The sequence below is a fragment of the Sinorhizobium chiapasense genome, from assembly GCF_036488675.1.
GTDB classification, from domain to species: Bacteria; Pseudomonadota; Alphaproteobacteria; order Rhizobiales; family Rhizobiaceae; genus Sinorhizobium; species Sinorhizobium chiapasense.
This window is the reverse complement of the sequence record NZ_CP133148.1, coordinates 3,810,122-3,829,315: the sequence shown is the minus strand read 5'-3', so window position 1 is coordinate 3,829,315 and position 19,194 is coordinate 3,810,122. Positions and strand designations below refer to the sequence as shown.

Below are 19,194 nucleotides of genomic sequence, written 5' to 3'. Positions count from 1 at the left end.
CATGAGCAAACACATTTCACCGGCGGAAGCGGCAGCCCTGATACCGGACGGCGCGGTCGTCTCGGTCTCCTCCTCAAGCGGCCTCGGCTGCCCGGACCTGATGCTGAAGGCGATCGGTGAGCGTTTCGACGCGACCGGCCACCCGCGTGACCTGACGACGCTGCATCCGATCGCAGCCGGCGACATGAGCGGGATCAAGGGTGTCGACTACATCGCCAGGAAGGGCCTTTTAAAAAAGATCATTGGCGGATCCTACCCCTCGGGTCCGTCGAGCGCCGAGCCGCCGCAGATCTGGCAGATGATCGGCGCCAACGAACTGGCGGCCTACAACATTCCGTCCGGCATTCTCTTCGACATGCATCGCGAGGCGGCGGCGAAACGGCCGGGCGTCCTGACCAAGATCGGGCTCGACACTTTCGTCGATCCGTCGCGCGAAGGCTGCGCCATGAATGCGTCCGCCGCAGCGGAGCCGGTCGTGAAGAAGATCGCGTTCGAGGGCGAGGACTGGCTCTATTTCAAGGCGATCGCGCCTCAGGTGGCGATCATCCGGGCGACGACGGCGGACGAGCGCGGCAATCTCACTTACGAGCATGAGGGCGCCTATCTCGGCGGTCTGGACCAGGCGCTCGCCGCCCGCAACAATGGCGGCATCGTGATCGCGCAGGTCAAGCGCATCACCAAGGAAGGCTCGCTGAAACCCCATGACGTGCGTGTGCCGGGCGTGCTTGTCGATTATGTGATCGTCGATCCAGACCAGAAGCAGACGACGCAGACGCCCTACGATCCCGCCATTTCAGGCGAGATTTTCCGCCCGCTCGACAGCTTCCGCGTTCCCGAATTCAGCATCCAGAAGGTGATTGCCCGCCGCGTCGCCCAGGAGCTCGAAGCGGGCAGCGCCGTCAATCTCGGCTTCGGCATTTCCGCCAATGTACCGCGGATCCTGCTGGAAGAAGGTCTGCATGGCGCCGTCACCTGGGTGATCGAGCAGGGGGCGGTCGGCGGCGTGCCGCTTCTCGATTTCGCCTTCGGCTGCGCGTCCAATGCCGACGCCTTCATGCCGTCGCCCTACCAGTTTACCTATTTCCAGGGCGCCGGTTTCGACGCGTCGCTGCTTTCATTCCTCGAAATCGACCGCACCGGCTCTGTCAACGTGTCGAAGCTCAGCTTCCGGCCGCATGTGACCGCCGGCGCCGGCGGCTTCGTCGACATCACCGCGCGGGCGAGGAAGATCGTGTTCTCGGGCATGTTCAATGCCGGCGCGAAGCTCGCGGTCGCCGACGGCAGGCTTGTTATCGAGAGGGAAGGCAAGCTGAAGAAACTCGTCAATGCGGTCGAGCACGTCACCTTCTCCGGTCGCCGGGCGGTCGAGCAGGGGCAGGACGTCACCTATGTCACCGAGCGCTGCGTGATGAAGCTGACGCCCGGGGGCATCGTGCTCACCGAAATCGCGCCCGGTGCGGACCTGCAGGAACATATCCTCGACCAGTCGGAATTTCCGCTGATCGTGTCCGACCGGCTGAAGCAGATGGATAGCGCGCTGTTCAACGAGGCGCCGCTCGGTCTGACGCTGCCGGCGAAGGCCGCGCGGAAGATTGCGGGAGGCGCGCATGGCTGACGAACGCATTCGGGTCGGGGTCGAAGGCGCGGTCGCCATCATGACCGTGTCGAGGCCTGAAAAACTCAACGCTTTCGACATCGACATGCTGAAGGCTCTTGCCGCCGCCTGCGATGCGGTCGAGGCGAACCGCGATGTGCGCGTCGCCATCCTGACCGGGGAGGGCAAGGCCTTTTCCGCTGGCGGCGACATCAAGGCCTGGGGCGGCATGGACGCGGCCGAATTCGGCCACGACTGGGTGCGTTTCGGCCACCGCGTCTTCGAGCGGCTCGCGACGCTCCGCATGCCGGTTATCGCAGCGCTCAACGGCCATGCACTCGGCGGCGGGCTGGAACTGGCGGCGGCCGCGGACATCCGCATCGCTGAACGCCAAGTAAAGATCGGCCTTCCCGAAACGAGCCTCGGCATGGTGCCCGGCTGGTCCGGTACGCAACGCCTGGTCGCCCGCTTCGGTGCGCAGATCGTGCGCCGCATGGTGCTCGGCGGCGAGATGTTCCCGGCGGAGGAGGCGAGGGCCGAAGGGCTGGTCGACGCGGTGGTCGAGACAGGCACGGTCATGGCTGCGGCGCGGGACTATGCCGCCCGCATTGCAAGCCGCGGGCCGGCGGCGCTCGAAATATCGAAACTGATGATCGCCTCGGCGAACGGCGAGGACAACGGCGCGGCGGTCGAGGCGCTCGGCTCGATCCTCGTCGCCAAGACCGGCGATCTCAAGGAGGGCGTCGCGGCCTTCAGCGAAAAGCGCGAAGCGCGCTTCAAGGGAGAATGGTGATGACGGTTCTGGTGAGGCCCAAGGCGCTTGGCGACTACAAGGTTCGTGAATTCCGGATGCTGATCGACGGCAAGTGGGTCGATGGCGCCGAAGGCCGCACGATCGAGCGGGTGGCGCCCGGCCATGGTGTGACCGTCAGCCGCTATCAGGCGGCAACGAAGATCGATGCCGAACGCGCGATTGCGGCGGCACGGCGTGCCTTCGACGAGGGTTCCTGGCCGCGCATGACCGCGTCGGAGCGCTCGCTCGTTCTGCTGCGTGCCGCCGACATAATTGCCGCGCGCGCCGACGAGCTTGCCTTTCTGGATGCGATCGAATCGGGCAAGCCGATCAACCAGGCGAAGGGCGAACTGGCGGGAGCCGCCGATATCTGGCGCTATGCCGCAGCACTCGCCCGCGATCTTTCCGGCGAAAGCTACAATACGCTCGGCGACGGCACGCTCGGCGTCGTGCTGCGCGAGGCGATCGGCGTCGTGTCGATCATCACGCCCTGGAACTTTCCCTTCCTGATCGTCAGCCAGAAGCTGCCGTTTGCTCTTGCCGCCGGCTGCACAACGGTGGTGAAACCGTCGGAGCTCACCTCCGCCTCGACGCTCGTCCTTGGCGAGATCCTGGAGGCGGCGGGCGTGCCGGCCGGTGTCGTCAACATCATCGTCGGCACGGGATCGGAGGCCGGCGCGCCGCTGACGAGCCATCCGGACGTCGACATGGTTTCCTTCACCGGTTCGACCGGCGTCGGTCGGCTGACCATGACGAACGCCGCGCAGACCTTGAAAAAGGTTTCGCTCGAACTCGGCGGCAAAAACCCGCAGATCGTCTTCCCGGATGCCAATCTCGACGAGTTCATCGATGCCGCCGTCTTCGGCGCCTATTTCAACGCCGGCGAATGCTGCAACGCCGGCTCCCGGCTCATTCTCCATCGCGATATCGCCGACGAGGTGACGGCGCAGATCGCTAGCCTCTCGGCCAAGGTGAAGGTCGGCGACCCGCTCGATCCCGAAACGCAGGTGGGGGCGATCATCACGCCGCAGCATTTGGAAAAGATTGCCGGCTATGTTTCCGCCGCCTCCAGTGACGGCGCGACCGTCGCCCATGGCGGTGCGGCGCTCGACCTCGGCATGGGGCAGTTCATGGCGCCGACCATCCTCTCGGCCGTCAAGCCGGAAATGGCGGTCGCCCGCGAAGAGGTGTTCGGCCCGGTCCTGTCCGTCCTCACCTTCGAGACGACGGAAGAGGCGATCCGCATCGCCAACTCCATCGACTACGGGCTCTCGGCCGGCGTTTGGAGCCGCGATTTCGATACGTGTCTCACGATCGGACGGCGCGTGCGCGCCGGCACGATCTGGTTGAACACCTTCATGGACGGCGCGTCGGAGCTGCCCTTCGGCGGCTACCGGCAGTCCGGCCTCGGCCGAGAACTCGGGCGGCACGCGGTGGAGGACTACACCGAGACCAAGACCCTCAACATGCATATCGGCCAGCGCACCAACTGGTGGATGCCGCGCTGAGGCGGTTTGGGAGGGGAGCTGAACATGCGGACGCGGACGGCAAGCGCGGAGAGGATCGGGAGGCGATTTTCGCACGCCCGTGCGCGTAGGCCCGTCGCGCCGGGTTCAGTCTGCAACGCTCACCGGCTGCGTCTCGAAGGGAAGCGCGGGGCTCAGCAACAGCTGCAGCTCGTTGATGTCCGTGCTGCCGGCGATGCGGTGCAGAAGGATGCGGCCCATATGTTCGCCGGTCGCGGTCAGGTCCTCGTAGATCGTGTCGACCCGAGGCTGGATCGCACTCAGCAGCTGCGACGTCTGCTTGGCGACGATGTCGTATTCGAGCCCAAGCGTCAGGCCGCAGTCGGTCATGCCGGTGATCGTCGCGAGCGCGCAAACCTCGCCGCCGCAGGCAAAGCCGTCCGGCGGGTCCTTCTCGGCGTAGCGCCGGCGGATGCGGTCGCGGATTGCGCCCGCCGAACTATCGAGATCGATGTCGGAAAGGACCTCATAGGCGCAGCCGGCCTCGCGCACGGCGGTCATGAAGCCGTGCTGGATATGGCCGGCGAAGGTGTAGCCTGCGGGTCCGTTGATCAGCGCCAGCTTGCGCCGCCCCTTGGCGATCAGCCGGCGTGTCGCTTCGTAGGCGAAAGTGAAATTGTCGTAGTCGACGAAGGGATGCGGCGTCGCGAGTTCGGTGCGGCCATGCGTGACGAAAGGGAAGCCATTTTCGGAGAGCAGCATGACGCGGGGGTCGAGCGGCTCCGTACGCGAGAAGATCAGGCCGTCCGCCATGCTGTTGCGGATGATGTAGTTGATCGCATCGATGTTCGCCGCATTCAGGAAATTCGGCATGACGATCAGGTGATAGGGCGTGCCTTGAAGCGCCTTGGCGATGCCGGCCATCACGGAGGTTCCGTATCCGAGGATTTCCTCATGGGGTTCGAGCAGAACTGCGATGACATTGGTGCGGCCGGTTTTCAGGCGCTGGGCGGCGCGGTCCGGCGAGTAACCGATATCGAGCGCCACCTGGCGAACGCGGTTGCGTGTCTCGATCGAGATTTGCGGGGCGTTGGCGAGCGCCCGCGACACCGTCGTGACGGCAAGGCCGGTAATGTCCGCTATGGTGCGCAGGGTCGGCTTGCCGCGACTGTTTGCCGGTCTTGTGCCGGAACTGACGGGTTTGGAGGGAGCGGCCAAGGGTTCTTTCCTGCGAGCGATCGAGAGCGGTTTTGTAACGTGACGCGAACCATTAGGCAATCGTATGATGAAAACGTTTTAAATCGACCAAAGGAGCCGGATTTGTTGCGTTGCACCAAGTCGGCGATGCCGTATAATCCAGCAATTTCAGTCAGTTTGGGTGGAAGGGCTATGGAAAGACCCGGTGCGCTTGACTTGGCGGTATTTGTAACGTTTTAAATTGGCCGGGCGGCGCACGCCGCAGGCCCATTGCCGGCCGGTGAAGACCGGCGGCATCGAATAAAGCGGGAGGAGATTCCGCTTCGGTAACTTGCAAACGGGAGGATAACGATGCGCAAGTTGATGACGACGACGGCTGTTGCAGCACTGATGTTGGCGGCGACAGCCGCGCGCGCAGCAGAAAACGTGGAAGTGTTGCACTGGTGGACGTCCGGTGGCGAGGCTGCGGCACTTGATGTTCTGAAAAAGGACCTGGAAGGCAAGGGCATCGGCTGGACCGATATGCCGGTCGCCGGCGGCGGCGGCACGGAAGCGATGACCGTGCTTCGCGCCCGCGTCACCGCTGGTAACGCTCCGACCGCGGTACAGATGCTCGGCTTCGACATTCTCGACTGGGCGAAGGAAGGTGCGCTCGGCAACCTCGACGATATTGCCGGCAAGGAAGGCTGGGACAAGGTCGTTCCGTCCGCGCTGCAGCAATTCTCGAAATATGACGGCCACTGGATCGCCGCCCCGGTCAACGTCCATTCGACGAACTGGGTCTGGATCAACAAGGCCGCCCTCGACAAGGCCGGCGGCAAGGAGCCGGCGAACTGGGATGAGCTGATCGCGCTGCTCGACAAGTTCAAGGAACAGGGCATCACCCCGGTCGCTCACGGTGGCCAGCCCTGGCAGGATGCGACGATCTTCGATGCCGTCGTGCTCTCGCTCGGCAACGACTTCTACAAGCAGGCCTTCATCGACCTCGACCCGGCAGCGCTCGGCGGCGACAAGATGAAGGAAGCCTTCGACCGCATGACGAAGCTGCGCTCCTATGTCGACGACAACTTCTCCGGTCGCGACTGGAACCTCGCCTCGGCGATGGTCATCGAAGACAAGGCCGGCCTGCAGTTCATGGGCGACTGGGCCAAGGGCGAATTCCTTAAGGCGAAGAAGGTACCGGGTACCGATTTCGTCTGCATCCGCTTCCCGGGAACGCAGGGCTCCGTCACCTTCAACTCCGACCAGTTCGCGATGTTCAAGGTCTCGGATGACAAGGTTCCGGCCCAGCTGCAGATGGCTTCCGCCATCGAAAGCCCGACTTTCCAGTCGGCCTTCAACGTCGTCAAGGGTTCCGTTCCGGCTCGTACCGACGTTCCGGACACCGACTTCGACGCCTGCGGCAAGAAGGGCATCAAGGACCTCGCCGAAGCCAACGCCAGCGGCACGCTCATGGGTTCCATGGCCCACGGCCATGCCAATCCGGCCGCCGTCAAGAACGCGATCTACGACGTCGTGACCCGCCAGTTCAACGGCGAGCTCAGCTCGGAAGACGCGGTGAAGGAACTTGCCGCTGCGGTCGAGGCCGCGAAGTAGGCGACGCGAGGGGCGGGATTTGCCCCTCACCCTGACCCTCTTCCCGCCAACGGGGAGAGGGGACGGAGACGCCGCGGCATATCCCTTCTCCCCGCAGGCGGGGAGAAGGTGCCGGCAGGCGGATGAGGGGCAGCCGCTCCGCCACACGAAACGATACGGTGGTAACAAACATGGATAGCCGCACCCGGCTGCAGGAGCTTTTGCCCAAGCTCGTGCTCGCCCCCAGCTTTCTCATCGTCCTGATCTTTGTCTACGGCTTCATAGCCTATACCGGCTTCCTGTCGATGACCGACAGCAAGATGCTGCCGTCCTACAATTTCGTCGGCTTAAGCAACTTCGCCAAACTGTGGGCCTTGCCGCACTGGTGGCGGGCGGTCAGCAACCTGGCGATCTTTGCGTCGCTCTATATCGTCATTTGCTCGGTGCTGGGCCTGGCGCTCGCCATCCTGCTCGACCAGAAGATCCGGGCGGAAGGGTTCCTTCGGCCGATCTATCTCTACCCGATGGCGCTGTCCTTCATCGTCACTGGAACGGCTTGGAAGTGGTTCCTCGATCCCGGCATCGGGCTCGAGAACACGATGCATCTCTGGGGCTGGGAAAGCTTCTCCTTCAACTGGATCAAGGACCGCAACTTCGCCATCTACTGCGTCGTCATCGCCGCGGTCTGGCAGTCGACCGGGTTCATCATGGCGATGTTCCTCGCAGGCCTCAGGGGCGTCGACAACGAAATCATCAAGGCGGCGCAGATCGACGGGGCGACGACCATGACCATCTATCGGCGGATCATCATTCCGTTGATGCGGCCCGTCTTCCTCTCGGCCTTCGTTGTTCTCGCGCATCTCGCGATCAAGGCCTATGACCTGATCATCGCGCTGACGGGCGGCGGGCCGGGGCAGGCGACCGAGTTGCCGGCGACCTTCATGTATTCCTACACCTTCACCCGCAACCAGATGGGCATCGGCGCATCCTCGGCGATCATCATGCTGATCATGATCTTCTCGATCATCATTCCCTACCTCTATTCCGAAATCCGGGGAGGAAAACGCTGATGCGCGCCCCCAGTCCAGACAATGTCATCTCGCACAACCGCCTGACGCGGGCATTGATCTACACGGCTCTGATCATCTTCGCGCTTTATTCGCTGCTGCCGCTCTACGTGATGGTGGTGAATTCGCTGAAGCCGCTAGACGAGATCCGCCAGGGCGGCATGCTGAACCTGCCGCAGACCTGGACGATCGAACCCTGGCTTTCGGCCTGGTCGACGGCGCAGATCGGCGTTCAGCCGACAGGCCTTCGCCCCTTCTTCATCAACTCGATCCTGATGGTAGTTCCCGCAGTGGCCATCTCGACGGTCGTCGGCGCGCTCAACGGCTACGTCCTGACCAAGTGGCGCTTCCCGGGTGCCAATATCTTCTTCGGCATGCTGCTGCTCTCCTGCTTCATCCCTTTCCAGATCGTGCTGATTCCGATGGCGCGCATCCTCGGCGTTTTGGGCCTTGCGGGGTCGATCTGGGGGCTGATCCTCGTCCACGTGGTCTACGGCATCGGCTTTACGACGCTCTATTTCCGCAACTACTACGAGGCCTTCCCGACCGAACTGGTGCGGGCGGCGCAGATCGACGGTGCCGGCTTTTTCCAGATCTTCCGCCGGATCATGCTGCCGTCCTCCGGGCCGATCATCGTCGTCTCGGTCATCTGGCAGTTCACCAACATCTGGAACGACTTCCTGTTCGGCGCCTCGTTCTCTGGCCCCTATTCGACACCGATGACGGTCGCGCTGAACAATCTCGTTTCGTCATCCACCGGGGTCAAGGAATACAACGTTCACTTCGCGGGCGCGATCCTTGCCGCCCTGCCAACGCTCGTCGTCTACATCGTGTCCGGCCGCTACTTCGTCCGCGGGCTGATGTCCGGCGCCGTGAAAGGATAAGCTCATGTCTTTCTTGAAAATCAGCAACCTGCGCAAGTCCTACGGCTCACTGGAGATTCTCAAGGACATCAATATCGAGATCGAAAGGGGCGGATTCCTCGTGCTCGTCGGCCCGTCCGGGTGCGGCAAGTCGACCCTCCTAAACACGATCGCGGGCCTGGAACCGATCACCTCGGGCGACATCGCCATCAACGGCCGGTCGGTCTCGGGGCTGCACCCGTCGAAGCGCGACATCGCCATGGTGTTCCAGTCCTACGCGCTCTACCCGAACATGACGGTCGCCGGAAACATCGCCTTCGGCATGGAGATCCGCGGCGTGCCGAAGGAGGAGCGCGAGAAGGCGATCCGCCAAGTCGCCGACATGCTGCAGATCGGCCACCTGCTCGACCGCAAGCCGAGCCAGCTCTCCGGCGGCCAGCGCCAGCGCGTCGCCATGGGCCGCGCGCTGGTGCGCAATCCGCAGGTCTTTCTCTTCGACGAGCCGCTGTCGAACCTCGACGCAAAGCTCCGCGTCGACATGCGCACCGAGATCAAACGCCTGCATAACCGCATGAAGACGACGATCGTCTACGTGACGCACGACCAGATCGAGGCAATGACGCTCGCTACAAAGATAGCCGTCTTGCGGGATGGCGTGCTGCAGCAGTTCGGAACGCCGGCCGACATCTACAACAATCCCGCCAACATGTTCGTCGCCGATTTCATGGGATCACCCGCGATGAACCTGCTAAAGGCCCGCATCGAGGCCGCCGGGGCAGATGTCGCGGTGTCACTGGAGCGGCCGAACGCCGAGCCCTTGAGGCTTGCCGTGCCGCATGATGGCGCTTTGTCGGCCTATGCCGGCAAGGAAGTCGTGTTCGGCATCCGGCCGGAGGCGCTGACCGATCCCGACGGCGCCGACCGCAACGCAAAGTTCGTCGCCGAGGGCGATTGCCTGATCGAAGTGGTCGAGCCGGCCGGCTCCGACACCTTTGCGGTCACTCGCCTTGGCGGCAAGGAGATCGTCGCCCGGCTGCGCGCCGACGCGCGCATCGCGCCGGGCCAGACGTCGCGGCTCGCCTTCAATCTCGACAAGGCGGTGTTCTTCGACCCGCAGAGCCAGATGCGGATTGCATGAGCGTGGCCATGCGCACTGAGCCGGATATCGTCATCATCGGATCGGGGATTGGCGGCGCGACCGTCGCGGCGGGCCTTGCCCCCTCAGGCGCCGAGATCCTGATCCTCGAGGCGGGCGTTCACATCGGGGACCGTCCGGAAAACCGCGACCAGCGGGCGATCTTCCAGCGCGGCCATTTCCGGCCGAAGGAGACCTGGTACGAGGCGGGCGGCGTCGGCTTCAATCCCGGCAACTACTACAATGTCGGAGGCAACTCGAAATTCTACGGCGCGGTGCTGACCCGCTACCGCCGCGAGGATTTCGAGGAGATGCAGCATCTCGACGGCGTTTCGCCGGCCTGGCCGTTTCCTTACGAAGAGCTGGAGCCGTGGTATTCCAAGGCGGAGGCGCTCTATCAGGTGCGTGGACGCCTTGGCGAGGATCCGACCGAGCCCGCCCACTCGAACGACTACGCCTACGGCCCCGTCCCCGACGAACCGGCGATCGCCAAGGTTCGCAAGCGCCTGGCGGAGATCGGGCTCAATCCCTATTCGCTGCCGCTCGGCATTGACATTGACCGTTGGCTCGCCAAGGGCAAGACCCCGTGGGACGCGCATCCGAACAGTTTCGACGGCAAGATGGATGCGGAAACGGCGGCGCTGACCGCGGCGCTCGAATATCCGAATGTCCGGCTGCAAACCGGTTCGCGCGTGACGCAGCTTGCGACGGCGTCGGACGGCAAGGCGATCGAGACCGTTCACTATGTCAAGGACGGCGAGGAGCACAGCGTTTCGCCGAAGCTGGTGATCCTCGCTGCCGGGGCCGTGCAATCGGCCGTCCTGTTGTTGCGCTCGGCCGACGGCCGCAATCCCGCAGGGCTTGCGAACCGATCGGACCAGGTGGGCCGCAATTTCATGAACCACAATTCGAGTGCGGTGATAGCGCTCAGCCCCTGGTACCGCAACGATTCCATCTACCAGAAGACCTTCGGCCTCAACGACTTCTACCTCTCGGACGGAACGGGCGGGCCGCCGCTCGGCAACATCCAGCTTCTCGGCCGGGTGTCGGGCGCGATCCTGAAGGCGAACATGCCGGCCGTTCCGGAATGGCTGCTGAACCAGGTCTCGGCCCGCGGTATAGACTTCTACGCCATGAGCGAGGACCTGCCGTCGCCGGATAGCCGGGTCACGGTCGACGGCGATCGCGTCGTGCTCCAATGGGTGCGCACCAATTGGCAGGCGCATCTCGATCTGGTCGCCAAGTTGAAGGCGGTGCTGCGCAAGGCGGGCTTTCCGGTCGTTCTCGCCCGCGCCTTCGACAATCGCACACCGTCGCATCAGTGCGGCACCGTTAGGATCGGCGAGGACCCGAATAAGGCGCCGCTCGATGTCTATTGCCGCGCCTTCGATCACCCGAACCTTTTCGTTGTCGATGCAGGCTTCCTGCCGACTTCGGCGGCGGTAAATCCGGCGCTGACCGTGGCTGCGCAGGCGCTCCGCGTCGCGGATCACATCGTTAAAGAGGACCTTCGGTCATGACGGAAACAGCACGTCCCGTCGCGATCGTCACCGGCGGCCGGCGCGGCATCGGGCTCGGTATCGCCCGGGCGCTGGCGGCGGCCGGCTTCGATATCGCCATCACGGGCATCGGGGATGCCGATGGTGTAGCACCCGTGCTCGCCGAGCTCGGCACTTTCGGTGTCCGTGCGATCTTTCTACAGGCCGATCTCGCGGATCTCGCCACCCACCAGGCAACTGTGGCCGCGGTAACCGAGGCGTTCGGCAGGATCGATTGCCTCGTCAACAATGCCGGGATCGCTTCCGTCGTGCGCGGCGATTTTCTCGATCTCAAGCCGGAGAACTTCGACACCATCGTCGGCATCAACCTGCGCGGCACGGTTTTCTTCACTCAGGCCGTTCTGAAGGCGATGCTCCCGATGCAGGCGATAGCGCCCCGATCCATCATCAACATCACCTCGGTCTCCGCGGCGATGACATCGCCGGAACGGCTCGACTACTGCATGAGCAAGGCGGGGCTTGCCGCCTTCAGCCAGGGCCTGGCGCTGAGACTGGCCGAGACCGGTGTATCTGTCTTCGAGGTTCGGCCGGGCATCATTCGTTCCGACATGACCGCGACCGTTTCCGGCAAATACGACACGTTGATTGCCGATGGGCTGGTGCCGATGCGGCGATGGGGAGAGCCCGAAGACATCGGCAAGATCGTCGCCGGACTCGCCGGAGGGCAGTTCGGTTTCGCCACGGGCTCGGTCGTCCAGGCCGATGGGGGGCTGTCAATCAGCCGGTTGTGAATTTGCCCCTCACACGAATGTGGGACCTGTCCCTCACCCTAACTCTCTCCCCGCAGGCGGGGAGAGAGGACGTGCCCGGCGACGGGCCGCGGGAGAAGGGACCCGGCAGGCCGGATGAGGGGCCGGCAAGACCGATGGTTACAGATGATCGCGCCGAGGCGCGTGACCTTGAGGACGATGTGAATGACCTATGACTACATCATCACCGGCGCCGGGCCGGCCGGATGCGTGCTCGCCAACCGGTTGAGCGAGGACCCGACGGTCAAGGTGCTGCTGCTCGAAGCCGGCGGCGGCGACTGGAACCCGCTGTTCCACATGCCGGCCGGCTTCGCCAGAATGACCAAGGGCGTTGCGAGCTGGGGTTGGCACACGGTGCCGCAGAAGCACATGAAGGGCAGGGTGCTGCGTTATACCCAGGCGAAGGTGATCGGCGGCGGCTCCTCGATCAATGCGCAGCTCTACACCCGCGGCAACGCCGTCGACTACGATCTCTGGGCACGCGAAGACGGCTGCAGCGGCTGGGACTATCGAAGCGTGCTGCCCTATTTCAAGCGCGCCGAGGACAACCAGCGTTTCGCCGACGACTATCATTCCTACGGCGGGCCGCTTGGTGTCTCGATGCCGGTCTCGACGCTGCCGATCTGCGACGCCTATATCCGCGCCGGCCAGGAACTTGGCATTCCCTATAATCACGACTTCAACGGCAAGCAGCAGGCGGGCGTCGGCTTCTATCAGCTGACCCAGCGCAACCGGCGTCGTTCCTCCGCGTCGCTTGCCTATCTCTCGCCGATCAGGGACCGAAAAAACCTGACGGTGCACACCGGTGCCCGGGTCGCCCGCATCCTGCTCGAAGGCAGCCGTGCGATCGGCGTCGAGGTGGTGACGGCCAAGGGGAGCGAAACCATCCGCGCGGACCGCGAGGTGCTGGTCTCGTCGGGTGCGATCGGCTCGCCGAAACTGCTCCTGCAATCCGGCATCGGTCCGGCCGACCACCTGCGCGCGGTCGGTGTCGACGTTCGCCATGATCTCCCCGGTGTCGGCGGCAACCTGCAGGACCATCTTGATCTCTTTGTCATCTCCGAGTGCACCGGCGATCACACTTACGACAATGTCGCCAAGCTGCACCGCACGCTCTGGGCAGGCCTGCAATACGTGCTCTTCCGCACCGGCCCCGTTGCCTCTTCGCTCTTCGAGACCGGTGGCTTCTGGTATGCCGATCCGGCTGCACGCTCGCCGGACATCCAGTTCCATCTCGGTCTCGGCTCGGGCATCGAGGCCGGCGTCGCGCGTCTCAAGAACGCTGGCGTCACGCTCAACTCCGCCTATCTGCATCCGCGGTCGCGCGGCACCGTCCGGCTTTCATCCGCCGACCCGGCCGCCGCGCCGCTCATCGACCCGAACTATTGGGAGGATCCGCACGACCGCAGGATGTCGCTCGAAGGCCTGCGGATCGCCCGCGAAATCATGCAGCAGCCGGCGCTGAAGTCCTATGTTCTCGCCGAACGTTTGCCGGGCAACAATATCCGGACGGAAGAGCAGCTTTTCGAATATGGCTGCGCCAATGCCAAGACCGACCATCACCCGGTCGGCACCTGCAAGATGGGCACCGATCAGATGGCAGTGGTCGACCTGGAGCTGAAGGTGCGCGGGCTCGACGGCTTGCGGGTCTGCGACAGTTCGGTGATGCCGCGCGTGCCATCCTGCAACACCAACGGGCCGACGATCATGATGGGCGAGAAGGGGGCGGATATCATTCGCGGCCTGCCGGCGCTACCGCCCGCGATCTTCCAGCACGAGCGCAACGACTCACGTCCACGGGCACGTGCAGACGTTCGTTAGGCGGGACACCACCATGATCCGACACTGCGTTTTCATCCGCTTCCGTCCGGACGTGACGAGTTCCGAGAAGGCGGCGATCTTCGCCGAGATCGCCGCGCTAAAGAGCCGCCTCCCAGGTCTGCTGGCGGTGCATAGCGGTGTGAATGTCAGCCCGGAAACCGGCATGGACAAAGGTTACTGCGAAGGCTTCATCGTCGATTTCGCCGATGCGGCGGCGCGCGACGGCTATCTCGATGACGCAGAACATCAAAAGACCGGCGCAAAAATCGTTGCGGCGGCGCAAGGCGGCGTCCAAGGTGTGTTCGTCTACGATCTCGAAATCCCGGACTGATTCCATGGCATCGATCGAGCCGCGCTCCTTCCTGATCTCCCTCTTCGAGGCTGCCGTCGTGGCGGCCGATCCTTACGCCGCCATTCGCGCCCACCTGCCCGAGAGGCCGAAGGGGCGCACGATCGTCATCGGCGCCGGCAAGGCCGCAAGCCAGATGGCGGCGGCCTTCGAGCGGCTCTGGGACGCACCGCTCACGGGCGTCGTCGTAGCCCGCCACGGACCGGTCGAGAGGTGCGAGCGCATCAAGGTGCTGCAATCGGCGCATCCGGTGCCGGACGAGGCAGGGCTGGCCGCGTCATCCGCCCTTCTCGAGTTGGTCGAGGGACTGACGGCCGATGATCTCGTCGTGGCGTTGGTTTCCGGCGGCGGCTCGGCACTCCTGCCGGCGCCACCAAGCGGCCTGACGCTCGAAGACGAGATCGCGGTCAACCGCGCGCTGCTCGCCTCCGGAGCGCCGATCTCGGCGATGAATGTCGTCAGAAAACACGTGTCGCGCATCAAGGGTGGCCGGCTTGCGCTTGCCGCATCGCCGGCGCGCGTCATCAGCCTCGTCGTCTCCGATGTTCCGGGCGACAATCCCGCCTTCGTTGCCTCCGGCCCGACGGTGCCCGATTTGTCGAGCCTGGAAGACGCGCGTGAGATCGTCGCCCGCTACGGCATGACCTTTCCCGAGCGCGTGATGGCGCATCTCGCGTCTGATGTCGCGCGAGCCCCCGGTCCCGACGACCCTGCCCTTGCCGGTAACCAAGTTCACGTGATCGCCTCGGCCAGCGTCTCGCTGGAGGCAGCAGCGGCGCGGGCGCGGGAACTCGGCATAGAGGCCGCAATTCTCTCGGACGCAATCGAGGGTGAAGCGCGCGACGTCGGCCGGATGCATGCGGCGCTTGCGCGCGAAGTGGCGTTGCGAAATCGACCCTTCGCAAAGCCTGTGGCGCTGCTTTCCGGCGGCGAGACGACAGTGACGATTTCCGGCAACAGCTACGGAAAAGGTGGACGCAACAGCGAGTTCCTCTTGTCGCTGGCGCTCGACATCGACGGCGTCAATGGCATCGAGGCGCTCGCCGCCGACACGGACGGTATCGACGGTTCGGAGGACAATGCCGGTGCCTTTGCAGACGGGGCGAGTGTCACCCGGATGCGGGCGGCGGGCGTTGACCCACGCGCCCATCTCGCCCGCCACGATGCCTGGTCGGCTTTTGCCGCCAGCGGCGATCTTTTCGTGCCCGGTCCGACCGGGACGAATGTCAATGATTTTCGGGCGATTTTGATACGCTGAGTAATGGGGACGAGCGTGCAAGTGCACCCCTCCCCAACCCCTTCCCACAAGGGGGAGGGGCTACCGCGCCGCACCGGCGCGCCTCCATCTGATCCCTCGCGCCTGACGCCAAGATGGACAGGAGCAGACATCTTTGCCTTCCCACAAAGAGGAAGGTTGCCTTGGCCATACCTTTGCACCTTGTTTTTGGACCTTCCGTCTGATGCCAGGCCTGAAAATGGTAGTCGAGTGCTGCGGGCGCGAAAGCCCCTCCCACCTGTGGGGAGGGGTTTTGATCGAGTTCCTTACTTCACCCGCTTCAGCGCATCGGCGAGCATCGAGACGATCTCGTCGAAATGCTGCTTTTCGGCGATCAGCGGCGGCGAGAAGGCGATGATATCGCCGGTAACGCGGATCAACAGACCTCTCTCGAAGCAGTCGACGAAGACGTCATAGGCGCGGGCGCCGGGCGCCCCATCACGCGATTTGAGTTCGATACCGGCGATCAAGCCGATGGTGCGGATGTCGATCACATGCGGCAGGCCCTTCAGCGAATGCATCGCTTCGTGCCAGTCGTCCTGCAGCTCGGCGGCGCGAGTCATCAGGCCCTCGTCGCGATAGATGTCGAGCGTCGCGATGCCGGCGGCGCAAGCCGCCGGATGGCCGGAATAGGTGTAGCCGTGGAAGAGTTCGATCTGACCTTCCGGCCCGTGCATCAGCGCATCGTGCACCTTGCGGCTCGCAAATACAGCGCCCATCGGGATGGCGCCGTTGGTGAGGCCTTTGGCGGTGGTGACGAGATCCGGTGTGACGCCGAAATAGTCGGTTGCGAAGGCGGCGCCGAGGCGACCGAAGCCGGTGATCACTTCGTCGAAGATCAGGAGAATACCGTGCTTGTCGCAGATCGCGCGCAGCCGCTCGAGATAACCCTTCGGCGGGATCAAGACGCCGGTGGAGCCGGCGACCGGTTCGACGATGCAGGCAGCGATCGTTTCGGCGCCGTGCAGTGCCACGAGCCTTTCGAGATCGTCGGCGAGTTCCGCGCCATGTTCCGGCTGCCCCCTGACGAAGGCGTTCCTTGCCGGGTCATGGGTGTGGCGCAGATGATCGGACCCCGGGAGTTGCGGGAAGACGCGGCGGTTGTTGACGATGCCGCCGACGGAGATGCCGCCGAAGCCGACGCCATGATAGCCGCGCTCGCGGCCGATGAGACGCGTGCGCGTGCCCTGGCCGATCGAGCGCTGGTAAGCGAGCGCGATCTTCAGCGCCGTGTCGACCGATTCCGAGCCGGAGCCGGTGAAGAACACCCGGTCGAGCTTGGCGCCGGCCGGGCCGGGGGCGATTTCGGCGAGGCGCTGGGCAAAGTCGAAGGCAATCGGATGGCCCATCTGGAAGGAAGGGGCGAAGTCCATCGTCGAAAGCTGGCGCTCGACCGCGGCGGCAATCTGGCGGCGGCCGTGACCGGCGTTGACGCACCAAAGGCCGGCGGTGCCGTCGAGGATCGTCCGGCCGTCGACGCTGGTATAGTGCATGCCCTCGGCGCTCGCGAGCAGGCGCGGTGCTGCCTTGAACTGGCGATTGGCGGTAAAGGGCATCCAGTAGCTGTCGAGCACCGGGGCGTTGGGCTTGTTGTGGGCGTCCATGGCATCCTCCTGTCGGTTTGGCGATTGACGCCATGATTTCTTTTGCCGAACAAGTCCTTTTCTTCTCTAAGCTAAGCCATTGTATTACATGGATACTGCCTGCTAGAGTTTCGATATTTCGAACAACGTCAACACGGGAACCTGTGATGAGTGTCGATATCGGCAACCGGCTCCGCCATGTGCGGCTGATGCACAATCTGTCCCAGCGCGAACTCGCCAAACGGGCGGGCGTCACGAACTCCACCATCTCGCTGATCGAATCGAATGCTTCCAACCCGTCGGTCGGCGCCTTGAAGCGCATTCTCGACGGCATTCCGATCGGGCTTGCGGAGTTCTTTTCCTTCGAACCGGAAAAGCCGCGCAAGGCTTTTTATGCGGCCGACGAACTGGTGGAGATCGGCAAGGGACCGATTTCCTATCGCCAGATCGGCGACAATCTCTTCGGCCGCAGCCTGCAGATCCTGAAGGAGTGCTATCAGCCGGGGGCGGACACCGGCAAGGTGCCGCTGGTGCATGAGGGTGAGGAGGGTGGGATCGTGCTTTCCGGGCGGCTGGAGGTGACCGTCGATGACGAGCGGCGCATCCTTGGGCCGGGCGACGCCTATTATTTTGAAAGTCGCCGGCCGCATCGCTTTCGCTGTGTCGGGCCGGTGCCGTGCGAGGTGATCAGCGCCTGCACGCCGCCGACGTTTTGAGGGCTCCTGCTGAAAGCCCTTCCCCAACCCCTCCCCACAAGGGGGAGGGGCTTGGAGTTCGCGGCAATCTCTTGCTACTTCAATGGCGTACCGTCTTCTGTGGCGGTCAAGATGCGGCTGAAGCGGCGCGCCACGTTTAGCCCCTCCCACCTGAGGGGAGGGGTTGGGGAGGGGTCTTTTCCGCCCCTCTTTTGCTGACTCAGGACAGCCGCGCGCAGGCCGCGGCGATTCGCTCCAGTGCTTCCTTGAGCTCCGCTTCCGACGTCGCATAGGAGATGCGGAAGAAAGGCGAAAGGCCGAAGGCCGAGCCCGGGACGACGGCGACATGGGCGTCGTCGAGCAGATAGGCGCAGAAGTCCGTATCGGTTTCGATGGTCTTGCCCGATGGCGTTGCCTTGCCGAGCATGCCGGCGCAGCCGGAGAACGTGTAGAAGGCGCCTTCCGGAACGCGGCAATCGAGGCCGTCGATGGCGTTCAACCCGCTGACGACGAGATCGCGGCGGCGTTGAAAGCTCGTGGTGCGTTCTTTCAGAAAATCTTGCGGGCCGGTCAGCGCCGCGACCGAGGCTGCCTGGCTCACGGAGGACGGGCAGGAGGTCGCCTGGCTCTGCACCACGGCCATCGCCTTGATGAGCTCGCGCGGCCCACCGGCATAGCCGATCCGCCAGCCGGTCATGGCGTAGGCCTTCGAGACGCCGTTGACCGTCAGCGTCCGCTCCTTGAGCCGGGGCTCGAGCTGCGCCGGCGTGACGAAGCGGAAACCGTCATAGACGATATGCTCGTACATGTCGTCGACGAGCAGCCAGACATGCGGATACTTGAGAAGCACCTCGAGCAGCGGTCGGTAATCGGCAGCGCTGTAGGCGGCGCCGGACGGGTTCGACGGCGAGTTCAAGAGTACCCAGCGCGTCTTCGGGGTGATCGCCGCCTCGAGTTTTTCCGCGGTGAGGCGGAAACCGGACGATGCATCGCAGGCGATCAAGACCGGCTTGCCTTCGCAGATCTGGACGATGTCGGAATAGGAGGTCCAGTAGGGCGTCGGGATGATCACCTCATCGCCGGAATTGATCGTCGCCATCATGGCGTTGAACAGGATCTGCTTGGCGCCGGCGGCAACCGTGATCTCATCCAGCTCGTAGGCAAGGCCGTTCTCGCGCTGGAACTTTTCGCGGATCGCCTTCTTCAGTTCCGGCGTACCGTCGAGCGCCGTGTACTTCGTCTCGCCGCGCTGGATCGCGTCCCAGGCCGCCTGCTTGACGTGGTCCGGCGTATCGAAGTCCGGCTCGCCCGCACCGAGGATGATCACCGGCTTGCCTTCACGCTTCATGGCATTGGCGCGGGCGCCGATCTTCAGAATTTCGGAAACGCCGATCGAGGCGATCCGCGAGGCGGGCAGAAAGCCCGCCTCCTTCACGGTTGCATTGATAGCCATGGCCGATCCCTATTCGATG

16 protein-coding genes are annotated in these 19,194 nt (G+C 64.1%); 13 read left to right on the top strand and 3 right to left on the bottom strand.

All coding sequences use genetic code 11. The annotated features are described in order from the left end of the window. The first annotated feature begins 1 nt into the window (after position 1). From RB548_RS18275 to RB548_RS18265, 3 genes are read left to right on the top strand one after another with little or no spacing between them, the layout of a single operon-like run. Positions 2 to 1,615, top strand: a complete 1,614-nt coding sequence (locus RB548_RS18275; protein WP_331372627.1) for an acyl CoA:acetate/3-ketoacid CoA transferase — start codon at positions 2 to 4, stop codon at positions 1,613 to 1,615. Further along, positions 1,608 to 2,387 (top strand): enoyl-CoA hydratase/isomerase family protein, encoded by a 780-nt coding sequence (locus RB548_RS18270; protein WP_331372626.1) that lies wholly within the window; start codon positions 1,608 to 1,610, stop codon positions 2,385 to 2,387. Before RB548_RS18275 ends, RB548_RS18270 begins: the two co-directional genes overlap by 8 nt. Then, complete coding sequence (locus RB548_RS18265; RefSeq protein ID WP_331372625.1) at positions 2,387 to 3,895, top strand: aldehyde dehydrogenase family protein; 1,509 nt, start codon at positions 2,387 to 2,389, stop codon at positions 3,893 to 3,895. The genes RB548_RS18270 and RB548_RS18265 overlap by 1 nt, the downstream gene beginning before the upstream one ends. Before the next feature lie 105 nt (positions 3,896 to 4,000). Here the strand turns inward: RB548_RS18265 and RB548_RS18260 are convergent, their stop codons facing one another. Then, a complete protein-coding gene (locus tag RB548_RS18260; RefSeq protein WP_331372624.1) occupies positions 4,001 to 5,071 on the bottom strand; it encodes a LacI family transcriptional regulator in 1,071 nt (356 codons plus the stop codon). A gap of 330 nt (positions 5,072 to 5,401) precedes the next feature. Here RB548_RS18260 and RB548_RS18255 point away from each other — a divergent pair, with 330 nt between their 5' ends. The 9 genes from RB548_RS18255 to RB548_RS18215 all read left to right on the top strand — a co-directional run bounded on the left by RB548_RS18255 (position 5,402) and on the right by RB548_RS18215 (position 15,426). After that, on the top strand, positions 5,402 to 6,646 hold the full coding sequence (locus RB548_RS18255; protein WP_408642382.1) for an ABC transporter substrate-binding protein: 1,245 nt from the start codon (positions 5,402 to 5,404) through the stop codon (positions 6,644 to 6,646). Between the two features lie 170 nt (positions 6,647 to 6,816). After that, complete coding sequence (locus RB548_RS18250; RefSeq protein ID WP_331372623.1) at positions 6,817 to 7,695, top strand: carbohydrate ABC transporter permease; 879 nt, start codon at positions 6,817 to 6,819, stop codon at positions 7,693 to 7,695. After that, positions 7,695 to 8,576 (top strand): carbohydrate ABC transporter permease, encoded by an 882-nt coding sequence (locus RB548_RS18245; RefSeq protein WP_331372622.1) that lies wholly within the window; start codon positions 7,695 to 7,697, stop codon positions 8,574 to 8,576. The genes RB548_RS18250 and RB548_RS18245 overlap by 1 nt, the downstream gene beginning before the upstream one ends. A gap of 4 nt (positions 8,577 to 8,580) precedes the next feature. Then, positions 8,581 to 9,693 carry an ABC transporter ATP-binding protein gene (locus RB548_RS18240; protein ID WP_331372621.1) on the top strand — a complete coding sequence of 371 codons (1,113 nt, stop codon included), beginning with the start codon at positions 8,581 to 8,583 and terminating at the stop codon, positions 9,691 to 9,693. A gap of 8 nt (positions 9,694 to 9,701) precedes the next feature. Continuing rightward, on the top strand, positions 9,702 to 11,210 hold the full coding sequence (locus RB548_RS18235; RefSeq protein WP_331372620.1) for a GMC family oxidoreductase: 1,509 nt from the start codon (positions 9,702 to 9,704) through the stop codon (positions 11,208 to 11,210). Next, positions 11,207 to 11,980, top strand: coding sequence for a 3-ketoacyl-ACP reductase (locus tag RB548_RS18230; RefSeq protein WP_331372619.1), 774 nt, complete (start codon positions 11,207 to 11,209; stop codon positions 11,978 to 11,980). Before RB548_RS18235 ends, RB548_RS18230 begins: the two co-directional genes overlap by 4 nt. Before the next feature lie 183 nt (positions 11,981 to 12,163). Further along, complete coding sequence (locus tag RB548_RS18225) at positions 12,164 to 13,819, top strand: GMC family oxidoreductase (protein WP_331372618.1); 1,656 nt, start codon at positions 12,164 to 12,166, stop codon at positions 13,817 to 13,819. 13 nt (positions 13,820 to 13,832) lie between these two features. Beyond that, on the top strand, positions 13,833 to 14,150 hold the full coding sequence (locus tag RB548_RS18220) for a Dabb family protein (protein WP_331372617.1): 318 nt from the start codon (positions 13,833 to 13,835) through the stop codon (positions 14,148 to 14,150). A 4-nt stretch (positions 14,151 to 14,154) separates the two neighbouring features. Beyond that, complete coding sequence (locus tag RB548_RS18215; RefSeq protein WP_331372616.1) at positions 14,155 to 15,426, top strand: glycerate kinase type-2 family protein; 1,272 nt, start codon at positions 14,155 to 14,157, stop codon at positions 15,424 to 15,426. Positions 15,427 to 15,710: 284 nt separating this feature from the next. Here RB548_RS18215 and RB548_RS18210 read toward each other — a convergent pair whose 3' ends face one another. Then, positions 15,711 to 17,048 carry an aspartate aminotransferase family protein gene (locus RB548_RS18210; protein ID WP_331372615.1) on the bottom strand — a complete coding sequence of 446 codons (1,338 nt, stop codon included), beginning with the start codon at positions 17,046 to 17,048 and terminating at the stop codon, positions 15,711 to 15,713. Positions 17,049 to 17,194: 146 nt separating this feature from the next. On the opposite strand from RB548_RS18210, the gene RB548_RS18205 reads away from it, so the two are divergent. After that, entirely contained in the window at positions 17,195 to 17,743 is a 549-nt protein-coding gene (locus RB548_RS18205; protein ID WP_331372614.1) for a cupin domain-containing protein, read from the top strand. A gap of 199 nt (positions 17,744 to 17,942) precedes the next feature. Here RB548_RS18205 and RB548_RS18200 read toward each other — a convergent pair whose 3' ends face one another. Beyond that, positions 17,943 to 19,175, bottom strand: a complete 1,233-nt coding sequence (locus tag RB548_RS18200) for a pyridoxal phosphate-dependent aminotransferase (protein WP_331372613.1) — start codon at positions 19,173 to 19,175, stop codon at positions 17,943 to 17,945. Between the last annotated feature and the right edge of the window lie 19 nt (positions 19,176 to 19,194).